The following is a 26,316-nucleotide window of genomic DNA, read 5'->3' as shown; positions in this document are numbered from 1 at the left end:
ATCAATTTGATGGGACCCTAACTGTACCTAATAATAATATTATTATCATAACATAAAATTTTACATTTGTGCTTTAAACTAACGAACTTTAGCAGTGAAAGTGGTGGCCGACATGGCGCCGAGGGGGGCTGTGAACAAAAAGCAATCTGCGCCAGCTATTTGCCGGTGCGGATTGCTTTTTCAATGACTTTAGTCTTGCTTAGCAGCGGGACTCGAAAGTTTTAAAATCGCCTCGCCGTGTGTGGCGGTTCCGGTATGTTTCAAGTAATCAAAGCTTTGAATGGCTTGATGATTGGTGATAACGACCATGACGGTGTCATCTAAACCAGCTTTAGTAATTGCTGGTGCCCAAAATTCAATCAATTCTTGACCTTGAGTGACCCGGTCGCCTTTTTGAACATATTGTACGAAACCGGTACCGCGTAAGTTAACGGTCCCAATCCCGATATGAATCAAGGTTAAGATTCCGGTGTCTGAGCGCAGCCCAATAGCATGACGTGTTGGAAAGGTGGCTTCAACAATCCCGTTAAACGGGGCATAGACACCACCATCCGTCGGTTTAATTGCAAATCCCCGACCCATATCGCCACTGGCAAAGGTCTGATTACCAACGGTACTTAACTTTTGTAACGTTCCACTGACCGGCAGTTGGTAGCTGGTCGTGGCCGTTGCTTCAGCTTCAACCTCGGCTGGTGTTTCATCGGTATCTAGATGTTTGTGCCAAGTCTTTTCGAGTTCGTCCACAATGCTAGCGTGCATGGTTTCATCTAAAGTGACTTTTTTGAAGAAGATAAACGTTCCGATTAGAATCATCAGTGCCGGAACGCCAAACATCATTAATTTAAAAATCATTTGCCCATGAGTACTAATGTCACCCGCAGTTGCGCCGGCAGTCATCCCGGCCCAAACGGCAGTCAAACCAACAATCCCGTTGGAAACGGCGCCGCCTAGTTTATCTAACAATGGGCGAACGGATAAAGTTAAAGATTCGTCACGGTGCCCAAACTTTAGTTGCCCGTATTCTACGGAATCACTTAAGACCATTAGGACAACTAAGAAAATCAATGGTTGTGGAATGTAGAATAAGACAGCAGCCGTCAAAACTAAGGCTAAAGATTGACCGGAGAACGTGAATAGAGCTAAGGCGACCATCATGATGGCAATCGCTAAGAAGAAGACTTTGCGACGACTGAATTTCTTGGCTAGTGATGGGAAAGCCAAAACAGAAAAGATCCCGATGATCGCATTCAAGCTGGCTAGCAAGGTATATTCAGAAGCGTTCCCTAAAATATAGGTGAAGTAATAGAGTTCCAGAGAGTTGGTGATGGCAATCCCAGCCGTATAAATCCCATAGGTAAGGGCTAACCACATTAATTGATCGTTACGACCCAAAACCTTGAAGACGTCTTTGAAAGTCGTTTTTTCAGTATTTTGACGTAATTCAGACTCATTTTCTTTGGTGCCGGCAGCAACTGCCATCGCGGAGATCCAAGAAACTAAGGCGATGATTAAGCCAAAGGCCAACCAACCTCGGTTATCACCTTGACCACTGTTAGCGTTCACCGAGAAGTATAAGACGATTGGCATAACAACGATGCCAACTAAGTTGGCCCCGATATTTGAGCCAACTCGAGCGAAGGTGGCCGTCTTTTCACGTTCTGCCGAATCAAATGAAATTGCTGGAATCATGGACCAAAAACCAACGTCTTTAAAGGAATAAAAGATATCCATTGTGATGTATAAAATAGCAAAAATAATTAAATATAGGACCGGGTTAGAAGCATTGAGTCCACCCATGTCAGTGAATAAAATAGCTAAGACAATTGAACCAATCGTCCCGCCAATGACAATCCAAGGTTTGAAATGTCCCCAGCGTGAGTTGGTATTGTCGATGGCGTTCCCAATCAAAGGATCAATCGCCAATTCGACGAAGCGTAAGGCAGCGATGATTAACGTAATGGACGCAATCATCTTGGAACCTTGAGCACCGCTGCTCTTGTCAAATAAGTGGGAAGTGACGAACATAATAAAGTACGTGGATAGCGTTGCATAGAACGCATCATGCCCGAAAGCCCCAAAGGAATAAGCTAATTGCGAAGTTACGCGTCGCGATTTACTTTTAGTCGTTACAGAATCAGTCATAGTATCGCCTCACATCTTTCTCGTTATGAATTACAAGTCTTAATGTAATCGTTTTCAGTAAAGATGTCAATAACTATTTTACTAAAAAGTTTAACGATGGTTTTACCAACGAAGTTAATTTGGCTGTTGCAGTGGTACCGAGACTTAGCATTTAGCGCTCAATTTTCGGGCATTAAAAAAGAGCTTGAGGTTAAACCCAAGCTCGAAATTTTAAATAAATGTCAGTGTTTAGGACTAATATTAAAGTCAAAATCAATAGCTTGACTGGCTGGAATATGATACTGAGCATCGACGTCGGCGCCCCAACTATCAATCCCGCCAACGCCACGTACAGCGCCGTAAATCGTTAATACAGTCCGTCGTGGCAAGGGTAATTCTTCCATGTGAGTCGCATTTTCGAGTTCTTCAGCCGTATAAGGTAAGCAACTAAAGGCGAAAGGATGTGTCGCTTGTTCAAAGGTTAAAGCAAACGGCATCCTCGCTTGATCGGCATTGTTTTGGGTTTGATCACGGGTGACGGTGACTTGTTGGGTCGCCATGTGCATCCCACAGTCTTGTGGCACTAGATAAGGAGTAACTGGTAAGCCATCAATGTGGTAAGTTCCGTGAGCTGCGCCGGCTTGACGATCAGGGTAGGTTTCACCAGCGAGACCGGTGTAGTCAAAACCAGTTGCGGTAGTTGGCATGATTAAGCGTAGTCCCAAAGCGGGTAAGTCTGGTAAAGCGGCATTGCCCGTAAAGTGGACTTGGACGTGTATTTTTCCGGTACCGGTGACCGTATAGGTGATGGTGACTGGTGTGCTGGGCACCGTATTGGTACTGAAGGTGAAGGTTAGAGCAACCTCAGCCGCAGTTTCGTTATTAGTGTAACGATTATTCAACGGCGCAATTGGCAACTCAGGTAAGAGCTGACCATCGATACTTACCGCGACTTGCGTACAAGGGCTGAACTGATTGGCCGCTAACCATTGTGCGGATTTTTCTGAGAAATGGTTACCGCGGTCGTTATCGGTCGTGGCCCGCCAGAAAGTAGGTTTTGGCGTGCGATAAAGCCATTCTTTACCGTGAATTTGTAAGGACTCTAACCCACCGCGTTCGTAGCTAAAAAGGTAGTGAAAGTCGGCACCGCTCACACCGAGTGCCCCATCACCGTAAATGACATGAAGCTGATTAGTTGTGTAACCCATAGTAATAGTTCACCTCCTGCATGGCTGGTTTTGGGGTTCGGTCAGCAAATAGCAACCCGTCGCCGGAAAACTCATAATCTGAGTGACGGTCATCAAAATCGCCACCATAGCGTAAAACATCGTGTCCAGAAATTGGATCATGAACGAGGAGGGCTTGGTCGATAAAGTCCCAGATGAAGCCCCCTTGATACATCGGATAGCGATCAATGAGGTCATTGTAAGCTTGCATACCGCCTAGTGAATTACCCATATCATGCATGTATTCACAGTCGATAAAGGGTTTTTGCGGATCATTATCCAAGTAAGCGGCAATGTTTTTAGGACTTTCATACATCCGACTTTCAACGTCTGAAATTTGATCTTTTAAGTCGGGCGTATGAACGACCCCTTCATAATGAACCAAGCGAGAGGTGTCATGAGTTTTGTAGAAACGGTTCATGGCAGCAATATCACTCCCAGCGTAAGATTCATTCCCCAATGACCAGAAAATAACGGCGGGATGATTCTTGAAAAGTTCATAGTTAGTGCGGGCTCGATCCACTACTGCGGCTAACCAGTGTGGATTATCACCAGGTACATTATAAGATGGCTCGATGGCGCCTAATTTTTGCCAAGAACCATGAGATTCCAAGTTGTTTTCGGCCATCAAATAAATGCCGGCTTGGTCACATAAAGTGTACCAAGGGAGTTGATCGGGATAGTGGCAAGTTCGGTCAGCGTTGATATGATTAGCTAACATGGTTTGAATATCAGCTTGCATGTCGGCAATTGATAGGACGCGGCCGGTTTTGGCGTTCCATTCATGGCGGTTCACACCATTGATGATCAGTCGTTGATTATTGACGTAAATCACTTTATCAGCGCGAAGTTCGACTTTCCGGAAGCCAAATTGATACGGGACGACTTCCATGATGTGCTGATTAGCGGTCAAAACGGTTAGTGTGACCTGGTAGAGGTTCGGGGTAGCGGGACCCCAAAGTTGAACGTCCGTGACCGTGATTGGGTCAAAGGTCACCGTATTGGCCCGTGGTTGGGTTTGTTGAGCAATGACGGTACCAGCTGGATCGGTGACCGTGAGTTGCAAGGTGGCCGTTGTGGTGGTAGCTGCACATGATAACTTGGTCGTAACTGCTAAATTGCCAGTATGCCAGTCGGTAGTTACGGTTGGTCGTAAATCGAGGTCTGCGATATGGACGGCCGGGAGTGCTAATAAATTAACGTCGCGAAAAATCCCTGAGAAGCGGAACATATCCTGATCTTCGATGAACGCAGCGGTACTGCGCTTGTAAACACGTACTGCTAACGTATTTTTACCGGTGGTGATGAACGGCGTTAAGTCGAATTCAGATGGGGTAAAGCTATCTTCTGCATAGCCAACAAAATGACCATTTAGCCAGACATACAGGGCTTCTTCAACGCCTTGAAATTGAATAATTGTCCGTTTGCCTTGGAATGCAGGCGTTAATTCAAATGTTTTAAGATATGAACCGACGGTATTGTCAATGGCGTCACTAAAGAGTCCAGAGACTAACTGATCTGCATTTAACGTATAGGGTGGGCGGCGGAAAACTTGGCCCTCCCAAGGATATAACGTATTGATGTATTGAATCTGACCGTAGCCGGCTAATTCAATATGACCAGGCACCGTAATTGATTCAAACGCACTAGCATCGAAGTTCGGGTCATAAAAGTTCAAGGGCCGTTCCGCCGGGGTTTTGGCAAAGCTAAATTGCCAAATCCCGTTTAAAGATTGCACGTAACTACTGGTTTGGGTTATTTCAGCGTTGGTTTGATAGAAGGCATGGTCACTATGAGCCGGAAGTTGATTCACACGAAACACTTCGGGGTCATCCAACCACTCAAGGTCAGCTTGCATATAAATGGTGCTCCTTTCAAAAATAACAGCATTTTATAAAACGCTTACACAAATAATATAAAGCAAAACTGGGCATTTGTATAGAATGTTTAGTTAAAATTAACTAGAATAGTTTTACTAATCAAGTGAAAACCAGGCTAAGTTAGGTTGGTTGCTAAAGGTATAAATCGAAAAATAAAATATACGATAAAGCGTTACCATTTTTGTGAAACCAAGGATAATTAGTGATTGACAAACCGTGGAAATTGCCTTATATTCAGATTGATAAAGTTTTACTAAAATAAACCGGAGGCTACAATTATGAAAACCAGCGACTTACGACAAGAATTTAAAACGACTTTTGACAGCGAACCAGAACGGGTCTTTTTCTCACCTGGTCGGATTAACTTAATCGGCGAACATACAGATTATAATGGTGGCCACGTCTTCCCATGTGCAATCAGCATTGGGACGTACGGGGTCTATGCTGCGCGAACTGATAACACGGTGCGGATGTATTCTGCCAATATTCCGGATCAAGGCATCGTGACGTTTGATGTTCATGATTTAAATTATGACAAGGCCGCTGGTTGGACGAATTATCCTAAAGGGATGATGGATGAATTAGCGAAGACCGGCGTTACATTTGATCATGGTTTTGATTTATATGTGCATGGAAATCTACCAGATGGTGCTGGGTTATCATCATCAGCTTCTATCGAATTGTTGATGGGAATTGTTTTAAAGACTGGCTTTAACTTAACGGTTAGCCAATTAGACCTCGTTAAATTAGGTCAAAAAGTTGAAAATAATTATATCGGCGTTAACTCGGGAATTATGGATCAATTTGCAGTTGGTATGGGTAAAAAAGATCAAGCAATCCTATTAGATACCAATACCATGGCCTATTCATACGCCCCTGTTAAATTGGGGAATCATGTTATTGTGATTATGAATACGAATAAACGGCGCGAACTTCAAGATTCGAAATACAATGAACGTCGGGCTGAATGTGAAGAAGCCTTGGCACGCCTCCAAACGAAGTTAGCTATTAAGTCATTAGGTGATTTAGATGAAGCTAACTTTGATGAAGCGGCCTATCTGATTAATGATGCCACGTTAATTAAACGCGCCCGGCATGCTGTTTTTGAAAATCAACGCGCTATCCGAGCAACGCAGGCTTTGGCTAATGCTGACTTAAAGACTTTCGGTAGCTTAGTGACCGCTTCACACGTGTCACTACATTTTGATTATGAAGTTACGGGTAAAGAATTAGATACCTTGGCAGAAACTGCTTGGCAACAACCTGGCGTTTTAGGCGCGCGGATGACTGGGGCCGGTTTTGGTGGCTGTGCAATTGCAATTGTTGAAAAGGATCAAGTTGACGCTTTTAAGGCAAACGTGGGTCAAGTTTATCGGGATACGGTCGGCTATGATGCTGATTTCTATATTGCTGAAATTGCGGATGGACCTTTAGAATTGGCTTAATGAGTTTGGCATAAGTAGCGGAATTGAATAGGAGGAAATCACATGGCAGTGTTAGTTTTAGGTGGGGCTGGTTATATTGGGTCACACGCAGTCGATCGGTTAGTTGCACAGGGTTATGATGTTGCAGTGGTTGATAATTTAGTGACGGGACATCAAGCTGCTATCAACCCACAAGCTCGTTTTTATGAAGGTGATGTTCGGGATACCACGTTTATGAATTCAGTTTTTGATCAGGAAAATATTGAAGGAGTTATGCATTTTGCGGCCTTTTCTGTCGTACCAGAATCAATGCAAGATCCGTTGAAATATTTTGATAATAATACGGCTGGTATGGTGAAATTACTAGAAGTTATGGCAAAACATGACGTGAAACGAATTGTCTTTTCATCAACCGCTGCAACTTATGGCGAACCCAAGCAAGTTCCCATCAAAGAAACTGACCCCCAAGTGCCGACGAATCCTTATGGGGAAAGTAAGTTAGCCATGGAAAAAATCATGCATTGGTCAGATGTCGCTTACGGAATTAAGTTTGTTGCATTGCGCTATTTCAACGTAGCTGGTGCGAAACCAGATGGCAGTATCGGTGAAGATCATCACCCAGAAACGCATCTCGTGCCGATTATTTTGCAAGTTGCTGCGGGTGAACGGAATCAATTGCAGATTTTTGGTGATGATTATCCCACCCCAGATGGCACCAACGTGCGCGACTATGTCCACGTGGTTGATTTAGCGGATGCGCATATTCTGGCATTAACTTATTTACAACAAGATCATGCCAGTGCAGCCTTTAACTTAGGTTCTTCAACGGGTTTTTCTAATCAAGAAATGTTAGATGCTGCTCGTGAAGTAACTGGACAACCGATTCCAGCTGTGATGGCGCCACGTCGAGCCGGCGATCCAAGTACCTTAATTGCTGCGAGTGATAAAGCCCGCGCTACTTTGGGCTGGCAACCACAGTATGATGATGTCAAAGAGATTATTCGGACTGCGTGGAACTGGAAACAGCGCCATCCCGCCGGCTATGATGATCAGGGAGGGCAAGCCTAGTGACAACCATTAATCAATTTGTGACGGCAGTCATTGCGTCGCCGTCACAATACACAGCCTTAGATCGGATTTATGTCACCAATCGGGTACTCGCCTTAGTCGGTGAAGGTCCAGTCGTGACCGCGACCGATGATCAGCTGACGAGTCTTACCACTGCACTTGTGCAAACGGCCGTCCAAAATGAGTCGATTGAGGCCGATCAATCGGCACGTGATATTTTAGCAGATCAATTGATGGATTTAGTCACGCCATTGCCATCCGTGGTTAATCAAAATTTTTGGGATAAGTATCAAACGAGTCCTAAAGCGGCAACTGATTATTTTTATCAGTTAAGTCAAGCAAATGACTATATTAAAACGAGTGCTATTGCGAAAAATGTTGTTTTTCCAGCGCAGACTGATTTTGGCGAGCTAGAAATTACGATTAATTTGTCAAAACCAGAAAAAGATCCAAAAGCCATTGCAGCCGCACGGAATCAACCGGAAAATGGTTATCCGTTGTGCCAACTATGTCTAGAGAATGAAGGCTACTTGGGTCGGCTAGGTTACCCAGCTCGCAGTAATCATCGGGTGATTCGTTTCACTTTAGCGGGCGAAACTTGGGGCTTTCAATATTCACCCTATGCCTACTTTAATGAACATTCAATCTTCTTAGATCGGGTGCATCGGCCAATGGTGATTAATCGGCAAACCTTTAGTAACTTATTAGCGATTGTGACCCAATTTCCACACTATTTTGTCGGTAGCAATGCCGATTTGCCAATTGTGGGTGGATCGATGTTGTCACATGAGCATTATCAAGGCGGTCGTCATGATTTTCCAATGATGAAAGCACCGCTGGACCGTCCGCTTGATTTAGGACTAGCTAACGTTACGGCTGGAATCGTGAAGTGGCCGATGTCGACAATTCGTTTGACTAGTTCAGATCAGACTGCGTTACTTGATGCGGCAACTAAGATTCATGAAGTCTGGAAAAACTATTCGGATGAAACAGTTGACGTGCGAGCCTATACAGGAACGACGCGTCACCACACAACAACGCCGATTGCACGTAAAGTGGGCGATCAATATATTTTAGACTTGGTATTACGGGATAACCAAACGTCAGCAGCTTATCCAGATGGGATTTTTCATCCACATCAAGCTGTGCAACATATTAAAAAAGAAAACATTGGTTTAATCGAAGTCATGGGTCGGGCCATTTTACCTGCCCGGCTAAAAACCGAACTTCAAGAAGTTGCAAAATACCTCTTAGACCGTCATAATCAAATGGTACCAATGCATCAGCCGTGGGCCGATGCATTGAAAGCCAAGTATACGTTTACGGCTGATAATGTGACGCCAATATTGGATCGTGAAGTGGGTCAAGTCTTTGCGGAGGTGCTTGCTAACGCGGGGGTCTTCAAATGGGATGATGCCGGCCAAGCGGCTTTTGATCGGTTTGTCACGGCAGTTAGAGCCAGTAATTAAATGTAAAAGATTGTCAGGTTAAATGACAGTAAGGCGCCAGGCTCAGCAACTTTTGTGAGCCTGGCATTCTTATCATCTAGGAGGAATTGGGTAATGGCGGCAACTTTAAAAGATATTGCCAAAGCAGCGGGGGTTTCGTTAGCAACCGTTTCACGGGTCTTGAATCATGATCAATCCTTATCGGTCGGTGACGAGACGCGCCAACGAATTTTTAGTGCAGCGGAAGCGTTACAATATTCGAAGAATAAACGGCGGTCAACTATGCCAACTGTGCGTAAAAAGTTGGCGATTGTGCAATGGTATTCTGAGTCAAAAGAACAAGATGATTTGTATTATATGTCGGTGCGGATGGGAATCGAGCGTCAAGGTCAGGCCCAACAATTTGAAGTCACCCGGGTTTTCCAAAATGACATGCAGCAAATTGCGACCGATGTAGATGCAGTAGTTGCTATTGGCAAGTTTAGTCCACAGCAAGTTCAGGATATGGCAGCGCTGACGGATCAACTGGTTTTTGTGGATGATGATCAGTTTGCGGCTGGCTTTGATAGTGTCTTAACGGATTTTAAGCTGGCGACAGCTAAAGTCGTGGACTACTTTTGGCAACAAGGTATTCAAGCGATTGGGATGATTCATGGTCTTGAAACCACGACTGATCAGGCCGTTCAAGTCGTCGACCAACGATTAATCAGCTTTAAGGCCGCGATGATGGCGCATCAAGCTTATCAACCGGAACTCGTCTTTGAAGGTGATTACACTGGTCAAGGCGGCTATGAGATGATGAAACAAGCCATTGAGACGTTAGGTGACGATTTACCACGGGCCTTTTTTATTGCCAATGATCCAATGGCTGCTGGCGCACTCAAGGCGCTACAAGCGGCTAAGATTCAGGTTCCCGAACGTGTCAAACTTTTCAGTTTTAATGATACGTCATTAGCGACATTCGTTTATCCAGAATTAAGCTCGGTCCGGGTCGCAACTGAATTGATGGGTGAAACGGCCGTGGACTTAATTGTGAGCCGGTTACAAAGTGGCCGCAAGATTCCACAACGGATTGAATTAGGCACACAGTTAGTGGAACGAGATAGTACGAAGTAAGTTAGTGTCAGGTGATAGTCATGATAGCCACGCCAACTTACTTTAGGTCGCCTTTTTTAAAATCATTATATAACAAGTATGAAATAGCGATTTTTGCGTGCAATAATTTCTGTTGGTGGTAATCAAAGTGAAAACTCAGATTACCACCAGCAGATTTTTAATAAAATGCAACTTAAAAATAGACATAAGCGTCAGGCTTAATGTCTATTCACTAGTACCTTTCAAGTGTCAGCAGTAACGCTATTGACGTCAGGCAAGGATCAACTGGTTTCCCGTAGTCGTAGTTTGACTGGAACAATTACCTCGTGCCCTGGCTGTGTCGTCTGGTCAATGAGCCCGAGCAATTGTATGACGGTCTGCTCAGCCAACTCAGTATTGTTTTGAGCAACTGATGAAAGGGTAGGCGTCACGTATTCGTCAGTTGGTGAATCATCAAAACCAATCAGTTTCATCGTCGTTGGCACTGAAATAGCTAATTGCCGTAAAATTTGATGCAATTTTAAAGCGACGGAATCATTAACCGCAAAGATACCATCCGTTTGGGGATGTCGTTGTAAGTAGGCGGTTAGGTCATCAGTGCCAGCTGCTGGTGTTGATAATTTAAAAACGTGGCCCCATTGGGAGGTACGATTGGTTAAGGCGGCGTTAAAGCCAGCAAGTCGGCCCTGCATTGAAGGGGTGTCAAAGGTGCCAATTGCAATTACTGGGTTTTGGCAACCAGCGTGATAAAGTGCTTTGGTAGCGTCATAAGCACCTTGCTGATGATCTGAAGAAATAAAAATGGTTTTGGACTTATCGGCCGGTTTACGATCAACGCAGACATAAGGAATCTTTTTTTGACTGTTTCCTTGCGTAAATTCAAAGGTGGCACTACCAGAGATGACAATCAAGCCGTCAATTCCTTTACTCTCTAAGGTTCGAAGATAGCTTTGTTCACGTTGATCATCATGTGCTGTATTGCAGATAATGACAGAGTAGCCATGGGCAAACAATTTTTCTTCTAACAATTTAGTGATCTCAGCAAAGAAAAAGTTACTGATGTCAGGAATCAAGATGCCAATGGTATCAGAACGATTCATGCGTAAATTTTTAGCGCTATAGTTGGTTTCATAGCCAGTGGTTTGAATAACAGTTGAGACCTTTTTACGAGTTTCCTCAGAAAAACGACCGTTATTATTGATGACGCGTGAGACGGTCGCCACGGAAACCCCGCTGAGCCGGGCAATATCTTTAATTGAATAGTGCTGCATTTGAGTCACCTCGCTGTTTTTAAATAAAATTGGTTAAGGAAGCGTTGACAATTACATTTTAAGGTATTAGGATAGTAACCGTAAAGAGTAAACGATTACTCAATAACTATTATATAATTTAAACGGAGGTTTGACAATGATAGAATTACGACCTGTTGGGTTTCCAAAGACTTTTAAGTGGGGATCCTCAACGAATGCGCAACAATTTGAAGGCGATTCCAATTCCGGGCATAAAGGTGTGTCGATAGCGGATGTCCGTCAAACGGCTAGTTCCCAGGCTAATACGGTGGCATCGAGTGCTGACTTTGCCGATTTTAAAACGGCCTCGGACCATTTTTATCGGTTTACGATGGCCTGGACGCGGATTTTCCCGAATGGTGATGAGACGACACCTAATCAAGCTGGTTTAGATTACTATGATGCGATGTTAACCGAGCTGGAAAAATACCATATTGAACCAGTCGTGACACTCTATGCTTATGATTTACCGCTGCATTTGTTGCAAGCTTATAACGGTTGGATGGATCGGCAAATTATCACAGACTATTTGCATTATGTTAAGACGGTCGTGACTTATTTTAAAGGGCGTGTGAAGTATTGGGTTCCCTTTAATGAGCAAAATTTTTTACCCATGGATTCGCAATATATGACTGGTTACCATGGAAAAAATAAGACTGAAATTTTTAAGATGCAACATTACTTTAATTTAAGCTATGCCCAAGCAACGGTACTCGTGCATGAAATTGATCCGCAAGCGCAGGTGGGTGGTAATATCGGTAATATTTGTGCTTATCCAATGACCGCAGATCCAAAGGATGTCGAAGCAACGGACGGCTTATTAAAGCGTGTTGGCTACGGGCCAGCGGATGTTTATTTTCGTGGTAAATATGCCCCATTTTATCTGAAAGCTTTTCCAGGTGCTGATTTTGATCAGGTCATTGAACCAGGGGATTTAGCGGTGATTGCTAAGGCCGAGCCGGACTTTATGTCATTAACTTATTACATGTCGTCAGCGATTTCAGCACAACAAACGGATCTCAGTCATGAAATGAATGGGATTAAAGCGCCTAATCCGTACGTCGCAACCAGTGAATGGGGCTGGACCATTGATCCTTATGGGTTTAAACATTATTTAGAAGATTTCTATAGTCGTTACCAATTGCCAATCTTGATTTTGGAAAATGGCTTAGGTGCTCGTGATACGTTGGAAGCCGATGGCACCGTGATTGATAACTATCGAATCAAGTATTTAGCCAATCATATTGAGAAAATGCGTGAGGCAGTTGAGGGTGGGGTCGAAATGGTCGGTTATCTAACCTGGTCGGCAACGGATTTATACTCAACCCGTGAAGGTTTTGAAAAGCGTTACGGGTTCGTGTATGTTGATAAAACCCAGCAGTTAAAACGGATTAAGAAGCAAAGCTTTTATTGGTATCAACGGGTTATTGCCACCAATGGGGCTAATTTAAAGTTAACATTGGCTTAATTTTTTTGCCGTTTGAGTAAACGATTACTCGCGAATGATTTAAAAGAAATGAGGATTAATTAATGAAATTACGACTAAGTCCGTCAATGATGTGTGCTAATTTCGCCGATTTAAAGCATGAAGTTTCAACTTTAAATCAGGCTGGGATTGATTACTTTCATATGGATATTATGGATGGTCAATTTGTGCCTAATTTTGGGATGGGGTTACAAGATTATGCCTACATCAGTCAGGTGGCACAAAAGCCATTGGACGTGCATTTGATGATTGAGCATCCCCGGCGTTACGTCAAGTTATTCAGTGACCTCGGTGCGCAAGTGATTTATTTTCACCCTGAAGCGGAAACACAAGCGGCTCGAACAATCGATGATATCCATGCACTGGGTAAGCAAGCTGGTATTGCGATTAATCCTGGGACTGCGGTGGCAACCATCGAAGCGCTACTCCCAATTGTCGACAATGTGATGGTAATGACAGTTAATCCCGGATTTGCTGGACAACCATTTTTAGACTACGTTTTACCGAAGATTGAGTCTTTGGCTGCCAAACAAGTTGAATTTGGGTACACCATCAGTGTCGATGGGGCCATTTCACGGCCACGAATTCAGCAGTTGCATGCTTTAGGCGTGGAAAACTTTATTCTGGGTACATCGACGCTATTTAACAAGCCTCAAACCTATCAACAAATTATTCATGAAGTTCGACAAGAAAATACCGTTACGATTTAAATTAAGGAGAATGATGATGACAAAAATTGCAATTGGATCAGACCATGTAGGAATTGAATTAAAACCAACGATTAGCGCTTATTTAAAAACACTCGGTTATGACGTTACTGATTTTGGCACGAATACAACGACGAGAACGGATTATCCGATTTATGGTAAGCGGGTTGGTGAGGCCGTTGCTAGCGGTGAATTTGACCTAGGAATTGTGATTTGTGGTACCGGTGTTGGCATCTCCTTAGCTGCCAACAAAATTAAAGGGATTCGGGCGGTTGTTTGTAGCGAACCTTATTCGGCCCAATTATCACGACAACACAATAATACCAATGTTTTAGCTTTTGGATCTCGAGTTGTCGGCCCTGAATTGGCCAAGATGATTGTTAAGGCCTGGCTAGATGCAAGCTTTATTGGGGGGCGTCATTTACGACGAGTTGATGAATTAGCGGCAATTGAAAATAATGATGAGCAACAATTCGAAGCTATTCGGACGGCTACTTCGGACCGATACGCTGATCAGTAGCGGCAGCTATTAGGAGGGCTTAGATATGGCTAGTGATAAGATTAAAGCGACTGCCAATGCAATCTTGGTTGGCGTTGGTGGTAAAGATAATGTTAATAGGTTTAGTGCATTGCGCGACGCGGCTACGCTTTAAACTAGCCGCTAACGCTACCAGCTAGCGATTAAATGATAACGATATAAAAATAAACTTAAAATTTTATATCTTTTAATAATGCCTTGTGGTTTACTAATCAATTAATTAGCATTAGTATTGAAAAATCAGAATGATGTTTCAATTTTATCATGAAGCTTTTAATTAATTAGTTAAGTTTATTTTTATGAATGGAAGGTATCGCATGAAGGTTATTATTGTAGGTAGTACGCACGCTGGTACCGCAGCGGCAAAACAAATTTTAAGACGACACCCGGATACTCAGGTGACGATATATGAACGGCACGATAATATTTCATTTGTTTCTAGTGGGATTTATTTATATTTAACTGGGAAAATTAAGCACTTAGAAGACATGTTTTATTCATCGCCCGAAGCCTTGGAAAAGATTGGGGCCACGGTGAGAACGCAGCATAATGTCTTACGGATTGATACGAAAAATAAGACGATGCAGGTGGCTGATATGCAGACTGGCCGAGTCTTTGATGACCAGTACGACAAGTTAATCATGACCACTGGTTCTTCAGTGGTCGTACCGCCCATCATGGGGATTGATCAATCAAAGGTCTTGCTCTGTAAGAACTATGAACAAGCCCAAGCCATCTATGCAACGGCAAAGGATAACCAGCATATTGCGATTATTGGTGCCGGTTATATGGGGACTGAATTAGCTGAAAGCTATGCGTCAACCGACCATGATGTGTCGCTGTTTCAGTCACATGACCAAATTTTAAATAACTATATTGGCCCTGAAATGTCGACTAAGGCGGTGCAGTTGTTACGAGATCATCAAGTAAAAGTTTATTTGAATGAACGGGTAACTGGTTTTAGCAACAACGATGCCGGTCAGCTCGTGATTGAAAGCTCTTCTGGCGACTATACGGCTGATTTAGCCATTGTTTGTACCGGCTTTGTGCCGAATACCGAATTATTACGGGGTCAAGTGAAGATGGATCGGCATGGTGCGCTCATTATTAATGACTACGTTCAAACGTCAGATCCAGATATTTACGCGGCTGGCGATGCCTGTGTGGTGAACTATAATCCGACTGGCAAGCCCGCCTATACGCCATTAGCCACGAATGCGCTACGGCAAGGTGCGCTAGCGGGAATCAACGTCTTTGGTGATATTCAGCCGTATGTGGGCACGCAGGCCACTTCAGCGATGCAATTGTTCGATTATACGCTGGCAACCTCTGGCTTGACCTACGTAGCCGCTCAGCATGACCAATTACCGATTCGCCATGTGATCTTTGATGGCACTTGGCGGCCAACTTATATGCCAACGGCAGAACGACTATTGATTGATCTCGTTTATAATTATAAAACGCGCCAAATCTTAGGTGCACAATTTTGGAGTAAGCACGATGTTTCTCAATCAGCGAATACGATTTCGGTGATGATTCAAAATCAGAATACGATCGATGATTTGGCTTATATCGACATGTTGTTCCAACCAAATTTTGACGAACCATTTAATTATTTGAATTTGGTCGGTCAACAGGCGGTTGAACAGGAGTTAGACTTAGGTCATGCCGAACCACGAGTTACGGCGCGTGGTAACTGGCAAAGCGATCAGAATTGAAAAATTAGACTTGAATAAAGACCAAATAATCGCTGTAAGAATGTCCAATTCTTGCAGCGATTATTTAGTAGCTAGCGTCAAGACGGTTTCTTTTTTGGGGAAAGACAGTTTAAGTCGTGCGTATTGTGGTGGAAAGATGGATAATAGACTTAACTTAATTTCTGAATCGGAGGCCTTCAAATGGCTAAAACCACGACTGAAGAACCACAATGGCGGGTTAACCAAAATCGACATACGCGGTTTCGCACGATTGTGAGCGTGTTACGAAAATATAATGTCCTCAGTAATTTAGCTCGGCAGAAGCATCCAAGCCAAGTGCGGGCGGCCTTTGAAGAGCTGGGGCCAACTTTTATTAAAATCGGTCAGATTCTGTCATCACGAACTGATATTGTTAAGCCGGAATTCGCTAATGAATTCAAAAAGCTGCAAGATAATGTCCGGGCGGATGATTACCAAGTGGTCAAACAAACTATTGAAACCCAGACCAACCAACCGATGACGGCGATGTTTGCCGCGTTTGATGAGCAGCCGTTTGCCTCGGCGTCAATGGGGCAAACACATCATGCAACCTTACTTAATGGTCAAAAAGTGGTTGTAAAGGTGCAACATCCGGGGATTGATGCCGAAGTGACGTTGGATATTTCGTTATTTGAACGGGCCCTGCCGCTCTTACGCTATATTCCAGATTCCTCGGTGATTGATTTACGAGAAATGGTGGCTGAAATTAAGCGTTCCTTATTTAACGAATTAGATACTAGCATTGAGGTTAAGAATGGGACACGTTTTTACCGATTGAATAATCAAGATGATATTATTCGTGTGCCCCGGGTTTATGCGAAATATAGCACCCAAAAAGTTTTGGTCAATCAATATATGGCGGGCACGAGCATTCAGCACTTTATGGCGCAAGTCAGCGCGGCCGATGCCGCCGACGATCATCAATATGATGACGAACGTCAATATCTGGCACAAGTATTAGTGACTAATTTTTTAAAACAAGTTTTTGAGGATGGCTTTTTCCATGCTGATCCGCATCCCGGCAATATTTTATTACGTGAATTAGCGCCAACTGATATTGGCTATCATGAAACGGTTCTCCGGAAAAAGGGCCGCTTAGGGCAACGACCAGTACCACCATACCGGTTAGTCTACTTGGATTTTGGAATGATGGGGGCCATTAGCCCAGCGCTGATGGCAGGGATTGCAAATGTCGTAGTTGCGGTCACGACTGAAAATACGCAGCAAGTCGGCAAAGCCATTCTAGCCATTTCTAATCGTACTGGCGAAGTGGATGAAGAGGCGTTCTTTAGTGAATTAGCCCCATTTTTAGGGCAGTATTATAATTCTGGTTTAGGCGATATTGATTTTCAAGGACTAATTTTTGAAATGGTCAAAGTTTGTCGTAGTAATAATATTCAGGTTAACTCTGAAGTGACGCTACTTGGCAAGGCATTTGGTACGATTGAAGGCATTGTCGAAACATTGGATCCCAAATTGTCGATGATGGATGTGGCTCGGCCCTTTGCACGTCAATATATTCGCGAGAATTTTAACTTACAACATGAGTTAGAAGATGGCCTGTTAGCGACGGCGCAGGGCTTACGGGATACGCCTAAGTTACCATCACGGTTGTTAGCAGCCTTAGATACATTTGAAAACGGACAGACACGGGTGAATATTGTTTTTTCACATCGTAAAATGTTTATTGATCGGATTGATTCAATGGTCAATAAGGTTGTTTTAGCCGTGATTTTAGCAGCTTTGATTGTGGGCTCTTCGTTACTAGTCCAAAGTCACTCAGATAATAGCTGGATTACTAATATTGGGATTTTTGGCTACGTCACGGCCGTCATTGTCATTGTCGGTCTGGTGATTGGGACGCTACATGAATGGTACCGACACTGGCGTCGAAAATAAATAATACCGCTAACAGGCACGAGGGCCGATTAGCGGTATTATTTTTGAACTAAGTTTGATGTTAACTTAAATGTTAGTCTTCACTACCCAAAACACGTGAGCAGTAAGCGGCTAGAATTGCACCAACTTCGGGAGCTAAGATGTAGACCCATAGGTGTGAGATTGCAGTGCCGCCAGCAAAGAGCGCTGGGCCAATTGAACGGGCAGGATTTAATGAGCCACCGGTTAAGTTCAAGGCAACGATAATTAAGAAACCTAACGTAACCCCAATTGTTAAGCCAGCAAAATTGCTGTTGCCATGGCTGGCACTAGTGACATTTAAGATGACCATTAAGAATAAGAAGGTCACTAAGGCTTCAACGAAGAAGGCCATACCACTGTTGATTTTTGAAAAGTCCGTTTGACCAAGTGAGTTGGTCGCGAGACCCAAGGCGCTAACAAAACTACGGATTGCTGCTGAAGCAACAATGGCCCCTAAGATTTGACTGACGATGTATCCAAGGGCATCGCGCGCTGCTATTCGACGATTGATTAGCATCGCAGTGGTGACGGCTGGGTTAAAGTGCCCACCGGAAATACCACCGAAAGCATAAGCTGAAACCGTAATTGCTAATCCAAAGGCCAAGCCAATGGTTAAGACGCCACCCTTACCAACAACAACGGCGCCAGTCCCAAGAAAGACCAGCATAAATGTACCGAGAAACTCGGCTAGATATTTGCGCATGAAATTCACGCTCCTTTTTATAATATGACAACCTAATGCCTATTCTACAATACTTTAAAATGGACTGCTTGTAATATACTCATGATAGTAATAAGTTCGATAAGTTTAACGCAATAATTGTGATATTTATGGAAACGATTTCTTTGCTGATTAATAAGAACTTTGACAATTTTGGTGCATTAAATATTTAGCATAATAATAATTTTTCTGATTTTTCTCAGTGAGGTGAACCTGAAGATGGCTAGTTCGTCATTCTAACAAACCTAATCTGTCAATGATCCTAACTGAGGCAATTAACGCACCAGCTGCTTTATAATAGAACTAACTATTTTTTAGGAGGACGACAAACATGCGCTTTTTACATACTGCTGATTGGCATATTGGCAAGAAACTACATGGGTTTGATCTAGCGGCAGAACAGCAGGCGGCTTATCAGCAGATTAAACAAATTGCGATTGATGAACAGGTGGACGCCGTTGTTATTGCTGGCGACTTATATGACCAGTCAATTCCTAGCGAGCGGGCGGTGACCCAACTAGACGATATGTTGATTGATTTAAATTTAAAAGCCAAGTTACCAGTGTTAGCAATTAGTGGCAATCACGACAGTGCGACCCGGTTGCGAACTGGGAGTCCCTGGTTTCAGGCGACTAATTATTATCTCAATACGACGTTAAGTCAGGCCGTCACACCGGTGGAATTCGAGGATACGCAATTTTTCTTATTGCCATATTTTGAACCATTCGCAGCGCGACAGTATTTTGATGATCCGCATTTAACAACGGCTTTAGCCGGGATGAAACGATTAGTGGCTGCCATGGTGGCACGCTTTGATCCAGCTAAAAAACATGTTTTAGTGGCGCATTTTTTTGCGGCTGGTAGTGAACATGTGGATTCGGAAACTAAGATTACGGTTGGTGGGTTGAATGCAATTCCAGTAGATTTGCTGGCACCATTCGATTACGTGGCGTTAGGGCATTTACATGGTAAAGATGCCCTCCATGCTGAGCGCGTGCGCTATAGCGGTTCGCCGGTGAAGTTTTCCGTCTCAGAAGCGCAACAGCAAAAGGGGGTCTGGATTGTCGATACGGCGCCTTTTAAAGTGACGTTCAAGCCGTTAACACCAATTCACGATGTCCGGGTGCTAACAGGTGCCTTTGCAACCTTAACCGATCCTACATTTTATCAACAACAAGCACAAGCTGATTATTTAGCTATTCAGTTAACTGACCAAGCCGTAATCCCTAACGTCATGACGGCATTACGGGAAGTCTATCCTAATATTATTGAGTTAGAACGTGCTGACGGTCCAGTTAATATGGATAGTCAGATAGCTGAACTAGACCCAAACTTGGATCCGATGGCCTTGTTAGCGCAATTCTTTGAACAAACGACGACTAGTTCCCTTAGTACGCAACAAAAAAAGTGGGCGGCCCAAGCTTTAACGGCAGCCAATCAGGAGGAATAACCGATGCGACCTTTAACCTTACAACTTGATTTTTTTGGTCCGTTTCGCCATCAGGAGATTGATTTCACGAAATTTAATGATTTTCCGGTCTTTCTAATTAGTGGTAAAACGGGTGCTGGCAAAACGACGATTTTTGATGCTATGTGTTTTGCGTTATTTGGTGGGACGTCGGGGGGTGACCGGCAAGTTAAGCAAATGCGGTCCGACTTTGCGACGTTTGATGAATTGACTCAAGTTAGGTTTGATTTTGAACACCAAGGACAGACTTATCGGCTCGTCCGTTCGCCTGAACAACTCGTTGCTAAAAAACGAGGGACTGGAACGCATAATCAGCCAGCAGCAGTGACCTTAACGGTTTTTGATGCCAACGGTCAGGCGGTCGCAGAATATACGAAAGTTAATGCCGTCCAAACTTATATTAGCGACTTATTGCAATTGACGCGCGCCCAATTCTCACAAATCGTACTCTTGCCGCAAGGTCAATTTCGCCAATTCTTGATGGCTAATAGTGATGAAAAAGAAAAGGTCTTACGTGGCATCTTCGGGACAAGTCTATATGGTCGGTGGGCGGCGCAACTGAAACAACAGCTGAAGCAACAACAGCAAGCGAATGCGACAACAACGCAAACTTTGACCACATATCAGCAGCAGTTAACGTGGCCCGCTGAAGTGACCGGTGCTGATTTGGCACCACAAGCAGCGGTAACGGCGCAATTAACGTGGCAGGCCGAGCAAGTGGCCCAACGAGCAGTTTTAAATACAGCGCTAACCACTGCTAATCAGACTTTAAAGCAGGCCCAACAAGCTGAAGCAACTGGGCAAACGCTGGCTAAAAATTATGCAACTCAGCAGCAATTAACCACAGAACAGGCCCAATTAGTGCAAAAACAGCCACAGATTGACGTACAACGTCAGCAAGTACAACATTTAGAATGGGCGCAGCAATTAGCACCAGTCCAACAACAATTAACGGCTGCCCAAGCCCGAGTCAAAGCTGAGCAGGCGACGCAAACCCAGTTGACTGATCAGCAAACCAACTTGAGCGCGCGACAACAAGCAGCGCAAACCGAGCAAAAACGGCTAGTAGATAAAAAGCCAGTTGCCGCTGAACGGCAGCAACAGTTGACGACATTGACCGCTAAAAAAGAGCTATATGAACAAGTTGAGCAGACGACGATAGCAGAAAAAAAGGCGCAGCAACAAGTGCAGCACTTACAAGCCCAAGCGACTGAGTTAGCCGCTCGACAACAGCACTTACAGCAGCAACAGACCGAATTAACTGCTCTGAGTGACCAATTACCTAGTCGCTTAACGAGACAAGCTGCTTTAGTTAGTCAACAACGTGATCTAACTGAGATTACGACCCAATTGACGGCAGTCACGAGTCAACAAGCTAAGTTGACCCAAGCAACAGCAGGTTGTGAGCAACAGCAAAAAAAGGTTACGCAGCAAACGACCGCGGCGACCAAGGCTGAAACGACTTATCGGGAATTAGACAGCGCTTGGGTTCGCGGGCAGATTGCTTTATTGAGCCAGCGTTTATTGCCCAATGAACCGTGTCCGGTGTGCGGTTCGACGACACATCCCCAGCCGGCCCCAAGCGATACATTGACCGTTACTGAGGATGCTGTGAAAATAGCTCAAAAACAAAGTATGCAGGCAGCGAAAACTTTGGCGACCGCGCAAACGCAATTGACGAATGACCAACAACAAGCCAAGCTGGCACAAACACAACTGACGGAGTTAACCAGTGCTTTAACCCAATTGATTCAAACGAAACAACCTACTTTGACCACCGTGGTTGCACAGTTAGCGACGGCATTAACCGCCATGCAGGCGCAATTGACCAAAGAACAGGCCGATAATCAGCTGCAAGTGACTGCTGCGCAACAGGCACAAGCCCAATTGACCGAATTAGGGCCAACTAGTGACCAGTTAGCGCAACAACAAGCCGAAGTAACGCAAGCCCTAACTACCGCTGAAAATCATGGCTTACAATTACAGACCCAGTTGACTGATCAACAACAGCAATTATCACCGGATTATCCAACTTTAACTGTCTTAAATCAGTATTTAGCGCAGTTATCACAGGCGCAGACTGATTATGAAACGGCGATGCAGCAAGCTGATCAAGCTGTGACGGCTATCAATGAACAATTAGCGGCTGTTCAGGCACAATTGGCAACAACCGCTAGCCATTTAACTGCTAGTCAAGAACAAGTCGAAACAGCGACTGAAACGTTAACGGCGGCCATGCAAGCAGCCTGGGATTATGTTGATTTTGAACGGTTAAATCAGCAATTGCAAGCAGTCACGACGTTGGCTACGTTGCGGGCGCAGATCAATCAATTTGAACAACACCGGTCAACGCTACAAGGTCAGCTTGCAACTGTTCAACAAGCGATTGGCAATCAGTCACAGCCGGACATCGCAGCTTTAGAATTAGCGGTAACAACGGCGACAACGGCCGAACAACAAATTGAACATCAGTATTATGATTTGGACCGTGAATTGCAAGCTAATCAAGCCTTGGTGGCTAAGATGCAGGCAGCACTAGCTCAAGTTCGTGATCAACAAGCTGAGTTGGCCCAATTGGCTAAGTTAGCCGATGTCACTAACGGTAGTGGCGCGCAAAAGTTAAGTCTAGAACGTTTTGTATTACGGACTTATTTGCAGAAGGTGCTCCGGCAAGCTAACCATCGGCTCCAACAATTAACGCGTGGGCGCTATCAATTCCAATTAGAGACGGCGTTAGGGACCTTCCGGAATGGCAGTGGCCTTGAAATCAATATTTATGATGACAATGCCGGCAAAGTTCGCAGTGTGCATACCTTATCCGGTGGTGAAAGCTTTGTGGCCGCACTTTCGTTGGCATTGGCATTGGCTGAGGTCATTCAAGCGCAAGCCGGTGGTATTAAGATTGAAGCCTTATTTATTGATGAGGGGTTCGGCTCTTTAGATGAAGAAGCTTTAGAGATGGCTATGGAAACGTTGCAACAAGTAGAAGGTCAATCACGTATGATTGGAATTATTAGTCATGTTAGTGAACTTGAAAGTCAATTGCCAGCACAATTACAAGTTATTCCGACTGGTAACGGTGAAAGTAAGATTCACTATCAACTTGCTTTTGAGTGATTGTTTCACGTGAAACAAATGGGCTCTAAATAAAACAATAGTCGCATCAAGAATTGGCTTGTAAATTCTTGATGCGACTATTTTATTGCGGTCGTTGGGGGTACTGAAGCGCCCGCTAAGCATGCGGCTAGACTTGTAACAAAGCTGTCCAGACTTGTTGACGTTGGGCGATATCGGGATGTTGTCCTTGCCGGATGCGGGTTTGCAAGCCAATTCGTGCTTCCAATAAACTTTGCGCCCAGACCATCCCCGGTTGGGCATTACTAATGGCTTGATTGGCCTGTCCTTTTAAAATGACAGCGGCCATTAAGGTTAAGTAGTCTGTATAAAAACGGTCAGTAGTTTGTGTAACGGCGCTATCGGTGGCGGCAAATTCTGCAACGGCGTTGGCCATTAAGTCGCCGGTCGGTTGGGTTGGCGTGACTAAATCGCGGCTAAATAACATCATGAGTACCACTAACGGCGATTCGCCAGCTTGTTCTAATGGCTGCATGGCTTGCGCGCAGGCTTTTAGAGTGAGCTGATGGTAGCGTTGTAAGGCTTTGAGGTACAGGGTGTGCTTATCACCAAAAGCGTTGTATAGGCTTTGTTTCTTCACACCACTTTTGGCAACAATGTCATCCATGGAGGTGTGGTAGTAACCATTTTGCCAAAACAACTGCATGATTTTGGTGATGACTTGGTCATCGTTAAAGGTTTTCTTGGCAGGCAAGATGAGTGTCTCCTTCTGGTTAAATCAATTATTTTTCTAAGTATACCATATGGTATGACGCAGATTAGCGGTGTTTGGCAGGGATGATTGCGATTGAGGAATAAATTATTTTGTATTCAATATAATATTTTTTGTTTTTATAGCAAGCTCTAATCAAAAATTGAAGGCCTCGATTAATAAAACAAAAGATTGACTAGCTTTTAACCAGTTTAGTTGCTAATCAATGGGTCAATGTAAGCTTTACATAGCAGTGATGAACCCGCTAACATTCCATTTTTATGTTAACGATGATTAGTTATGGTAATTGAAGTAAATGACTAATGGATGGTCACATTGAAATTTAATAATAATATAATGTTAACGGGTTGATTGATTAAACGGGTTGTTGATTTTTCGAAAAATTGATTTAACAAAGGCTTAAAAACGTTGTCATCAAACTGATTAGAGTAGTTTATATAACTATTTTTATCCTTTTATAAAAATGAGAAACACCTCAGAAGACCGTTAAAAGTGCATTTTAAGCTGATAGTTAACGCCTCTAATTAATTGACAGTGATTTACTTTCCGTGCTATATTTTCGTTGCTGATAGGGAAGCATTAACAAAAGTTAACTATTAGTAACTGACATGTAGATTGACTAAGCGATTAATTGTAAAGCCAAGCGAAGGGTGTGATGGTAAGATGTGGTGGCGAATTTTGCTGAGTGGTTTAGCAGCCGTCTTAAATGGTAGCTGGACGCTCAATGCGTTGGCTGATGTTCAACAAAGCACCTATGATATTACCGTAACTGCACATGCCGCTGGCGATGCGTTGCAATCAGGCCGGTTAGCGGGATTGTTACCGCAACTAAATGGAAGTCAAACCTGGGTCTTAGGGGGCATCGCATTACTTATAGTTAGTTTATTAGGACTACTGATCAGAATCTGGTGGCAATGCCGTCGACAAATAAAGGAGCAATCGTAATGAAAAAATATATTGGAACACTACTCGCAGGAATTTCACTAATGACCGTTTTACCTTTAGCTGCCCAAGCAGCAGACACGACTACTAGCAAGGATACCACAGCTGAAATTGAGTTAACTCAAGATGAAACTAAAAAAGATATCACGTTAGATTCGGCCCCAGACATTGATCTTGGTACGAATACGAACAATTTGGCAACGCAAACTTATACTGCTAATGCAGTGACTGGCTTGGCACAAGTGACCAATCCTGGAAATACCGATGGTTGGCATGTTGATGTTAAAGGAACTAGCTTTACGACTAGTGATAGTAAAAGCACATTACGTGGCGCTGCCCTGAGCTTAAACAGTGGTCAAGTAGAAGCTGAAGATTCAAGTAATGCGTCTACGGCCCCTACGGCTCAAAATGTGACTGTTAATTCTGAAAATCAATCGATTTTATCAGCAGATGCTGGTGAAGGGATTGGGGTCTTCACCATGACTCATGATAAAGATAATGTTAGCTTGAACGTACCAGCAGGGAATGCAGCGGGCGCTTACAAATCAACTTTGACATGGACTTTAACTAATGCCCCATCTTAATTAAAAAACGAATTTTGTTTGAATTTCACCGTGAGAAGCGAGGTGTAACTGATGCGCATGGTGAAGACTTTAACGCGGTTACCACTAGTCGGTAGTGCACTAGTTAGTGGCTGGTTATTGATGCCATTAGTGGGTCAAGTCGCCACTTCTCATCAGTCGCAAGTCAAGATTGAAATTGCGCCTAATACGGATGATAGCGCCGTCGCGCCAGTTGATCCAGATGATCCGAGTCAGATCTATCCAGGTGATAGCGTTGATCCAGGCAATGTGACTGGCACTGGTTCGCAGGGTAATTTAACCATTGATTATTTAAGTAATTTGAAGTTTGAACCTAGTCACGGTCACCAGGGGCCAATTATCGTAGCGGCACAAAATCAACGGGCGATGGTTCAGGTTTCTAATCGGCGGACGAGTACAGCCGGTTGGGCGCTACAAGTTAAGCCTAGTCAACCTAGTAGTGCGACGCAAATGTTACATGCCACGATTGATTTAGGATCGGTCGAAATTAAACCAGTTGGGACTAACGTTAGTTCAGCACCCAAACTAGTCAATCAGGGTCATTTAACAGCTGGTCAAGTTAACAACGTGCTAGTCGCAGCGCCCAAAACTGGTTTAGGGACGTGGCTGTTGGTAATGAATCGTGGGACGGTGCCGACGACGTTACAGTTACATGATGCCACGATTGCACCAGGAAATTATACGGGGACCTTAACGTGGTTACTAACGAATGCCCCCAGTTGAGAATCAGTCCAGGGTTATCCGAATCGATACGGGTTACCCCCGGATACATAGGAAGTAAGTTGAAAAAGAAAGGTA

Annotated in this window: 20 protein-coding genes; 14 read left to right on the top strand and 6 right to left on the bottom strand. The window is 44.0% G+C overall.

Features of this window, described 5'->3' with window-relative positions; translation table 11 throughout:
• Positions 1 to 189 precede the first annotated feature (189 nt).
• The 3 genes from C5Z26_RS07760 to C5Z26_RS07750 all read right to left on the bottom strand — a co-directional run bounded on the left by C5Z26_RS07760 (position 190) and on the right by C5Z26_RS07750 (position 5,205).
• Positions 190 to 2,142, bottom strand: coding sequence for a sugar MFS transporter (locus tag C5Z26_RS07760; RefSeq protein ID WP_105449400.1), 1,953 nt, complete (start codon positions 2,140 to 2,142; stop codon positions 190 to 192).
• Between the two features lie 221 nt (positions 2,143 to 2,363).
• Positions 2,364 to 3,329 (bottom strand): beta-galactosidase small subunit, encoded by a 966-nt coding sequence (locus C5Z26_RS07755; RefSeq protein WP_105449399.1) that lies wholly within the window; start codon positions 3,327 to 3,329, stop codon positions 2,364 to 2,366.
• Complete coding sequence (locus tag C5Z26_RS07750) at positions 3,313 to 5,205, bottom strand: glycoside hydrolase family 2 TIM barrel-domain containing protein (RefSeq protein ID WP_105449398.1); 1,893 nt, start codon at positions 5,203 to 5,205, stop codon at positions 3,313 to 3,315. Before C5Z26_RS07750 ends, C5Z26_RS07755 begins: the two co-directional genes overlap by 17 nt.
• A 300-nt stretch (positions 5,206 to 5,505) precedes the next feature.
• Here C5Z26_RS07750 and C5Z26_RS07745 point away from each other — a divergent pair, with 300 nt between their 5' ends.
• From C5Z26_RS07745 to C5Z26_RS07730, 4 genes are all read left to right on the top strand, one after another.
• On the top strand, positions 5,506 to 6,672 hold the full coding sequence (locus C5Z26_RS07745) for a galactokinase (protein ID WP_105449397.1): 1,167 nt from the start codon (positions 5,506 to 5,508) through the stop codon (positions 6,670 to 6,672).
• 42 nt (positions 6,673 to 6,714) lie between these two features.
• Positions 6,715 to 7,719, top strand: a complete 1,005-nt coding sequence (galE, locus tag C5Z26_RS07740; protein WP_105449396.1) for a UDP-glucose 4-epimerase GalE — start codon at positions 6,715 to 6,717, stop codon at positions 7,717 to 7,719.
• Positions 7,719 to 9,188: a UDP-glucose--hexose-1-phosphate uridylyltransferase gene (locus C5Z26_RS07735; protein ID WP_105449395.1), complete on the top strand. Its 1,470-nt coding sequence runs from the start codon at positions 7,719 to 7,721 to the stop codon at positions 9,186 to 9,188. Before galE ends, C5Z26_RS07735 begins: the two co-directional genes overlap by 1 nt.
• Before the next feature lie 93 nt (positions 9,189 to 9,281).
• On the top strand, positions 9,282 to 10,283 hold the full coding sequence (locus C5Z26_RS07730) for a LacI family DNA-binding transcriptional regulator (RefSeq protein ID WP_105449394.1): 1,002 nt from the start codon (positions 9,282 to 9,284) through the stop codon (positions 10,281 to 10,283).
• Between the two features lie 260 nt (positions 10,284 to 10,543).
• Here the strand turns inward: C5Z26_RS07730 and C5Z26_RS07725 are convergent, their stop codons facing one another.
• Positions 10,544 to 11,533, bottom strand: a complete 990-nt coding sequence (locus C5Z26_RS07725) for a LacI family DNA-binding transcriptional regulator (protein ID WP_105449393.1) — start codon at positions 11,531 to 11,533, stop codon at positions 10,544 to 10,546.
• A 136-nt stretch (positions 11,534 to 11,669) separates the two neighbouring features.
• Between C5Z26_RS07725 and C5Z26_RS07720 the strand changes: the two genes are divergently transcribed.
• From C5Z26_RS07720 to C5Z26_RS07700, 5 genes are all read left to right on the top strand, one after another.
• Complete coding sequence (locus tag C5Z26_RS07720) at positions 11,670 to 13,019, top strand: glycoside hydrolase family 1 protein (RefSeq protein WP_105449392.1); 1,350 nt, start codon at positions 11,670 to 11,672, stop codon at positions 13,017 to 13,019.
• 62 nt (positions 13,020 to 13,081) lie between these two features.
• The gene (locus tag C5Z26_RS07715) at positions 13,082 to 13,747 is read left to right on the top strand and encodes a ribulose-phosphate 3-epimerase (RefSeq protein WP_105449391.1); all 666 of its coding nucleotides are present in this window, start codon (positions 13,082 to 13,084) and stop codon (positions 13,745 to 13,747) included.
• A gap of 16 nt (positions 13,748 to 13,763) precedes the next feature.
• Positions 13,764 to 14,264 (top strand): ribose 5-phosphate isomerase B, encoded by a 501-nt coding sequence (rpiB, locus tag C5Z26_RS07710; protein WP_105449390.1) that lies wholly within the window; start codon positions 13,764 to 13,766, stop codon positions 14,262 to 14,264.
• 335 nt (positions 14,265 to 14,599) lie between these two features.
• On the top strand, positions 14,600 to 16,000 hold the full coding sequence (locus tag C5Z26_RS07705) for an FAD-dependent oxidoreductase (RefSeq protein ID WP_105449389.1): 1,401 nt from the start codon (positions 14,600 to 14,602) through the stop codon (positions 15,998 to 16,000).
• A 180-nt stretch (positions 16,001 to 16,180) separates the two neighbouring features.
• Entirely contained in the window at positions 16,181 to 17,917 is a 1,737-nt protein-coding gene (locus tag C5Z26_RS07700; RefSeq protein WP_105449388.1) for an ABC1 kinase family protein, read from the top strand.
• Between the two features lie 73 nt (positions 17,918 to 17,990).
• On the opposite strand, the gene C5Z26_RS07695 is transcribed toward C5Z26_RS07700, so the two are convergent.
• Positions 17,991 to 18,650, bottom strand: coding sequence for an MIP/aquaporin family protein (locus C5Z26_RS07695; RefSeq protein WP_255414930.1), 660 nt, complete (start codon positions 18,648 to 18,650; stop codon positions 17,991 to 17,993).
• Positions 18,651 to 18,990: 340 nt separating this feature from the next.
• Here C5Z26_RS07695 and C5Z26_RS07690 point away from each other — a divergent pair, with 340 nt between their 5' ends.
• Positions 18,991 to 20,109 (top strand): exonuclease SbcCD subunit D, encoded by a 1,119-nt coding sequence (locus tag C5Z26_RS07690; RefSeq protein ID WP_105449386.1) that lies wholly within the window; start codon positions 18,991 to 18,993, stop codon positions 20,107 to 20,109.
• Positions 20,110 to 20,112: 3 nt separating this feature from the next.
• The gene (locus C5Z26_RS07685) at positions 20,113 to 23,244 is read left to right on the top strand and encodes an AAA family ATPase (RefSeq protein ID WP_105449385.1); all 3,132 of its coding nucleotides are present in this window, start codon (positions 20,113 to 20,115) and stop codon (positions 23,242 to 23,244) included.
• A 127-nt stretch (positions 23,245 to 23,371) separates the two neighbouring features.
• Here C5Z26_RS07685 and C5Z26_RS07680 read toward each other — a convergent pair whose 3' ends face one another.
• Positions 23,372 to 23,956, bottom strand: a complete 585-nt coding sequence (locus C5Z26_RS07680; protein ID WP_105449384.1) for a TetR/AcrR family transcriptional regulator — start codon at positions 23,954 to 23,956, stop codon at positions 23,372 to 23,374.
• Positions 23,957 to 24,637: 681 nt separating this feature from the next.
• On the opposite strand from C5Z26_RS07680, the gene C5Z26_RS07675 reads away from it, so the two are divergent.
• The 3 genes from C5Z26_RS07675 to C5Z26_RS07665 are packed head-to-tail and all read left to right on the top strand — an operon-like array spanning position 24,638 to position 26,241.
• A complete protein-coding gene (locus C5Z26_RS07675; RefSeq protein WP_105449383.1) occupies positions 24,638 to 24,919 on the top strand; it encodes a cell surface protein in 282 nt (93 codons plus the stop codon).
• Entirely contained in the window at positions 24,919 to 25,500 is a 582-nt protein-coding gene (locus C5Z26_RS07670) for a WxL domain-containing protein (RefSeq protein WP_105449382.1), read from the top strand. Before C5Z26_RS07675 ends, C5Z26_RS07670 begins: the two co-directional genes overlap by 1 nt.
• A 51-nt stretch (positions 25,501 to 25,551) precedes the next feature.
• Complete coding sequence (locus tag C5Z26_RS07665) at positions 25,552 to 26,241, top strand: WxL domain-containing protein (protein ID WP_105449381.1); 690 nt, start codon at positions 25,552 to 25,554, stop codon at positions 26,239 to 26,241.
• The last annotated feature ends 75 nt before the right edge of the window (positions 26,242 to 26,316 follow it).

Source organism: Lactobacillus sp. CBA3606, from assembly GCF_002970935.1.
Lineage (GTDB): Bacteria > Bacillota > Bacilli > Lactobacillales > Lactobacillaceae > Lactiplantibacillus.
This window is presented reverse-complemented; position numbering and strand designations above follow the sequence as displayed.

Coding starts and splice junctions, on each gene's coding strand:
- C5Z26_RS07760 (WP_105449400.1), bottom strand. CDS start 2,142: ATGACTGATTCTGTAACGACTAAAAGTAAATCGCGACGCGTAACTTCG.
- C5Z26_RS07755 (WP_105449399.1), bottom strand. CDS start 3,329: ATGGGTTACACAACTAATCAGCTTCATGTCATTTACGGTGATGGGGCA.
- C5Z26_RS07750 (WP_105449398.1), bottom strand. CDS start 5,205: ATGCAAGCTGACCTTGAGTGGTTGGATGACCCCGAAGTGTTTCGTGTG.
- C5Z26_RS07745 (WP_105449397.1), top strand. CDS start 5,506: ATGAAAACCAGCGACTTACGACAAGAATTTAAAACGACTTTTGACAGC.
- galE (WP_105449396.1), top strand. CDS start 6,715: ATGGCAGTGTTAGTTTTAGGTGGGGCTGGTTATATTGGGTCACACGCA.
- C5Z26_RS07730 (WP_105449394.1), top strand. CDS start 9,282: ATGGCGGCAACTTTAAAAGATATTGCCAAAGCAGCGGGGGTTTCGTTA.
- C5Z26_RS07725 (WP_105449393.1), bottom strand. CDS start 11,533: ATGCAGCACTATTCAATTAAAGATATTGCCCGGCTCAGCGGGGTTTCC.
- C5Z26_RS07720 (WP_105449392.1), top strand. CDS start 11,670: ATGATAGAATTACGACCTGTTGGGTTTCCAAAGACTTTTAAGTGGGGA.
- C5Z26_RS07715 (WP_105449391.1), top strand. CDS start 13,082: ATGAAATTACGACTAAGTCCGTCAATGATGTGTGCTAATTTCGCCGAT.
- rpiB (WP_105449390.1), top strand. CDS start 13,764: ATGACAAAAATTGCAATTGGATCAGACCATGTAGGAATTGAATTAAAA.
- C5Z26_RS07705 (WP_105449389.1), top strand. CDS start 14,600: ATGAAGGTTATTATTGTAGGTAGTACGCACGCTGGTACCGCAGCGGCA.
- C5Z26_RS07700 (WP_105449388.1), top strand. CDS start 16,181: ATGGCTAAAACCACGACTGAAGAACCACAATGGCGGGTTAACCAAAAT.
- C5Z26_RS07690 (WP_105449386.1), top strand. CDS start 18,991: ATGCGCTTTTTACATACTGCTGATTGGCATATTGGCAAGAAACTACAT.
- C5Z26_RS07685 (WP_105449385.1), top strand. CDS start 20,113: ATGCGACCTTTAACCTTACAACTTGATTTTTTTGGTCCGTTTCGCCAT.
- C5Z26_RS07675 (WP_105449383.1), top strand. CDS start 24,638: ATGTGGTGGCGAATTTTGCTGAGTGGTTTAGCAGCCGTCTTAAATGGT.
- C5Z26_RS07670 (WP_105449382.1), top strand. CDS start 24,919: ATGAAAAAATATATTGGAACACTACTCGCAGGAATTTCACTAATGACC.
- C5Z26_RS07665 (WP_105449381.1), top strand. CDS start 25,552: ATGCGCATGGTGAAGACTTTAACGCGGTTACCACTAGTCGGTAGTGCA.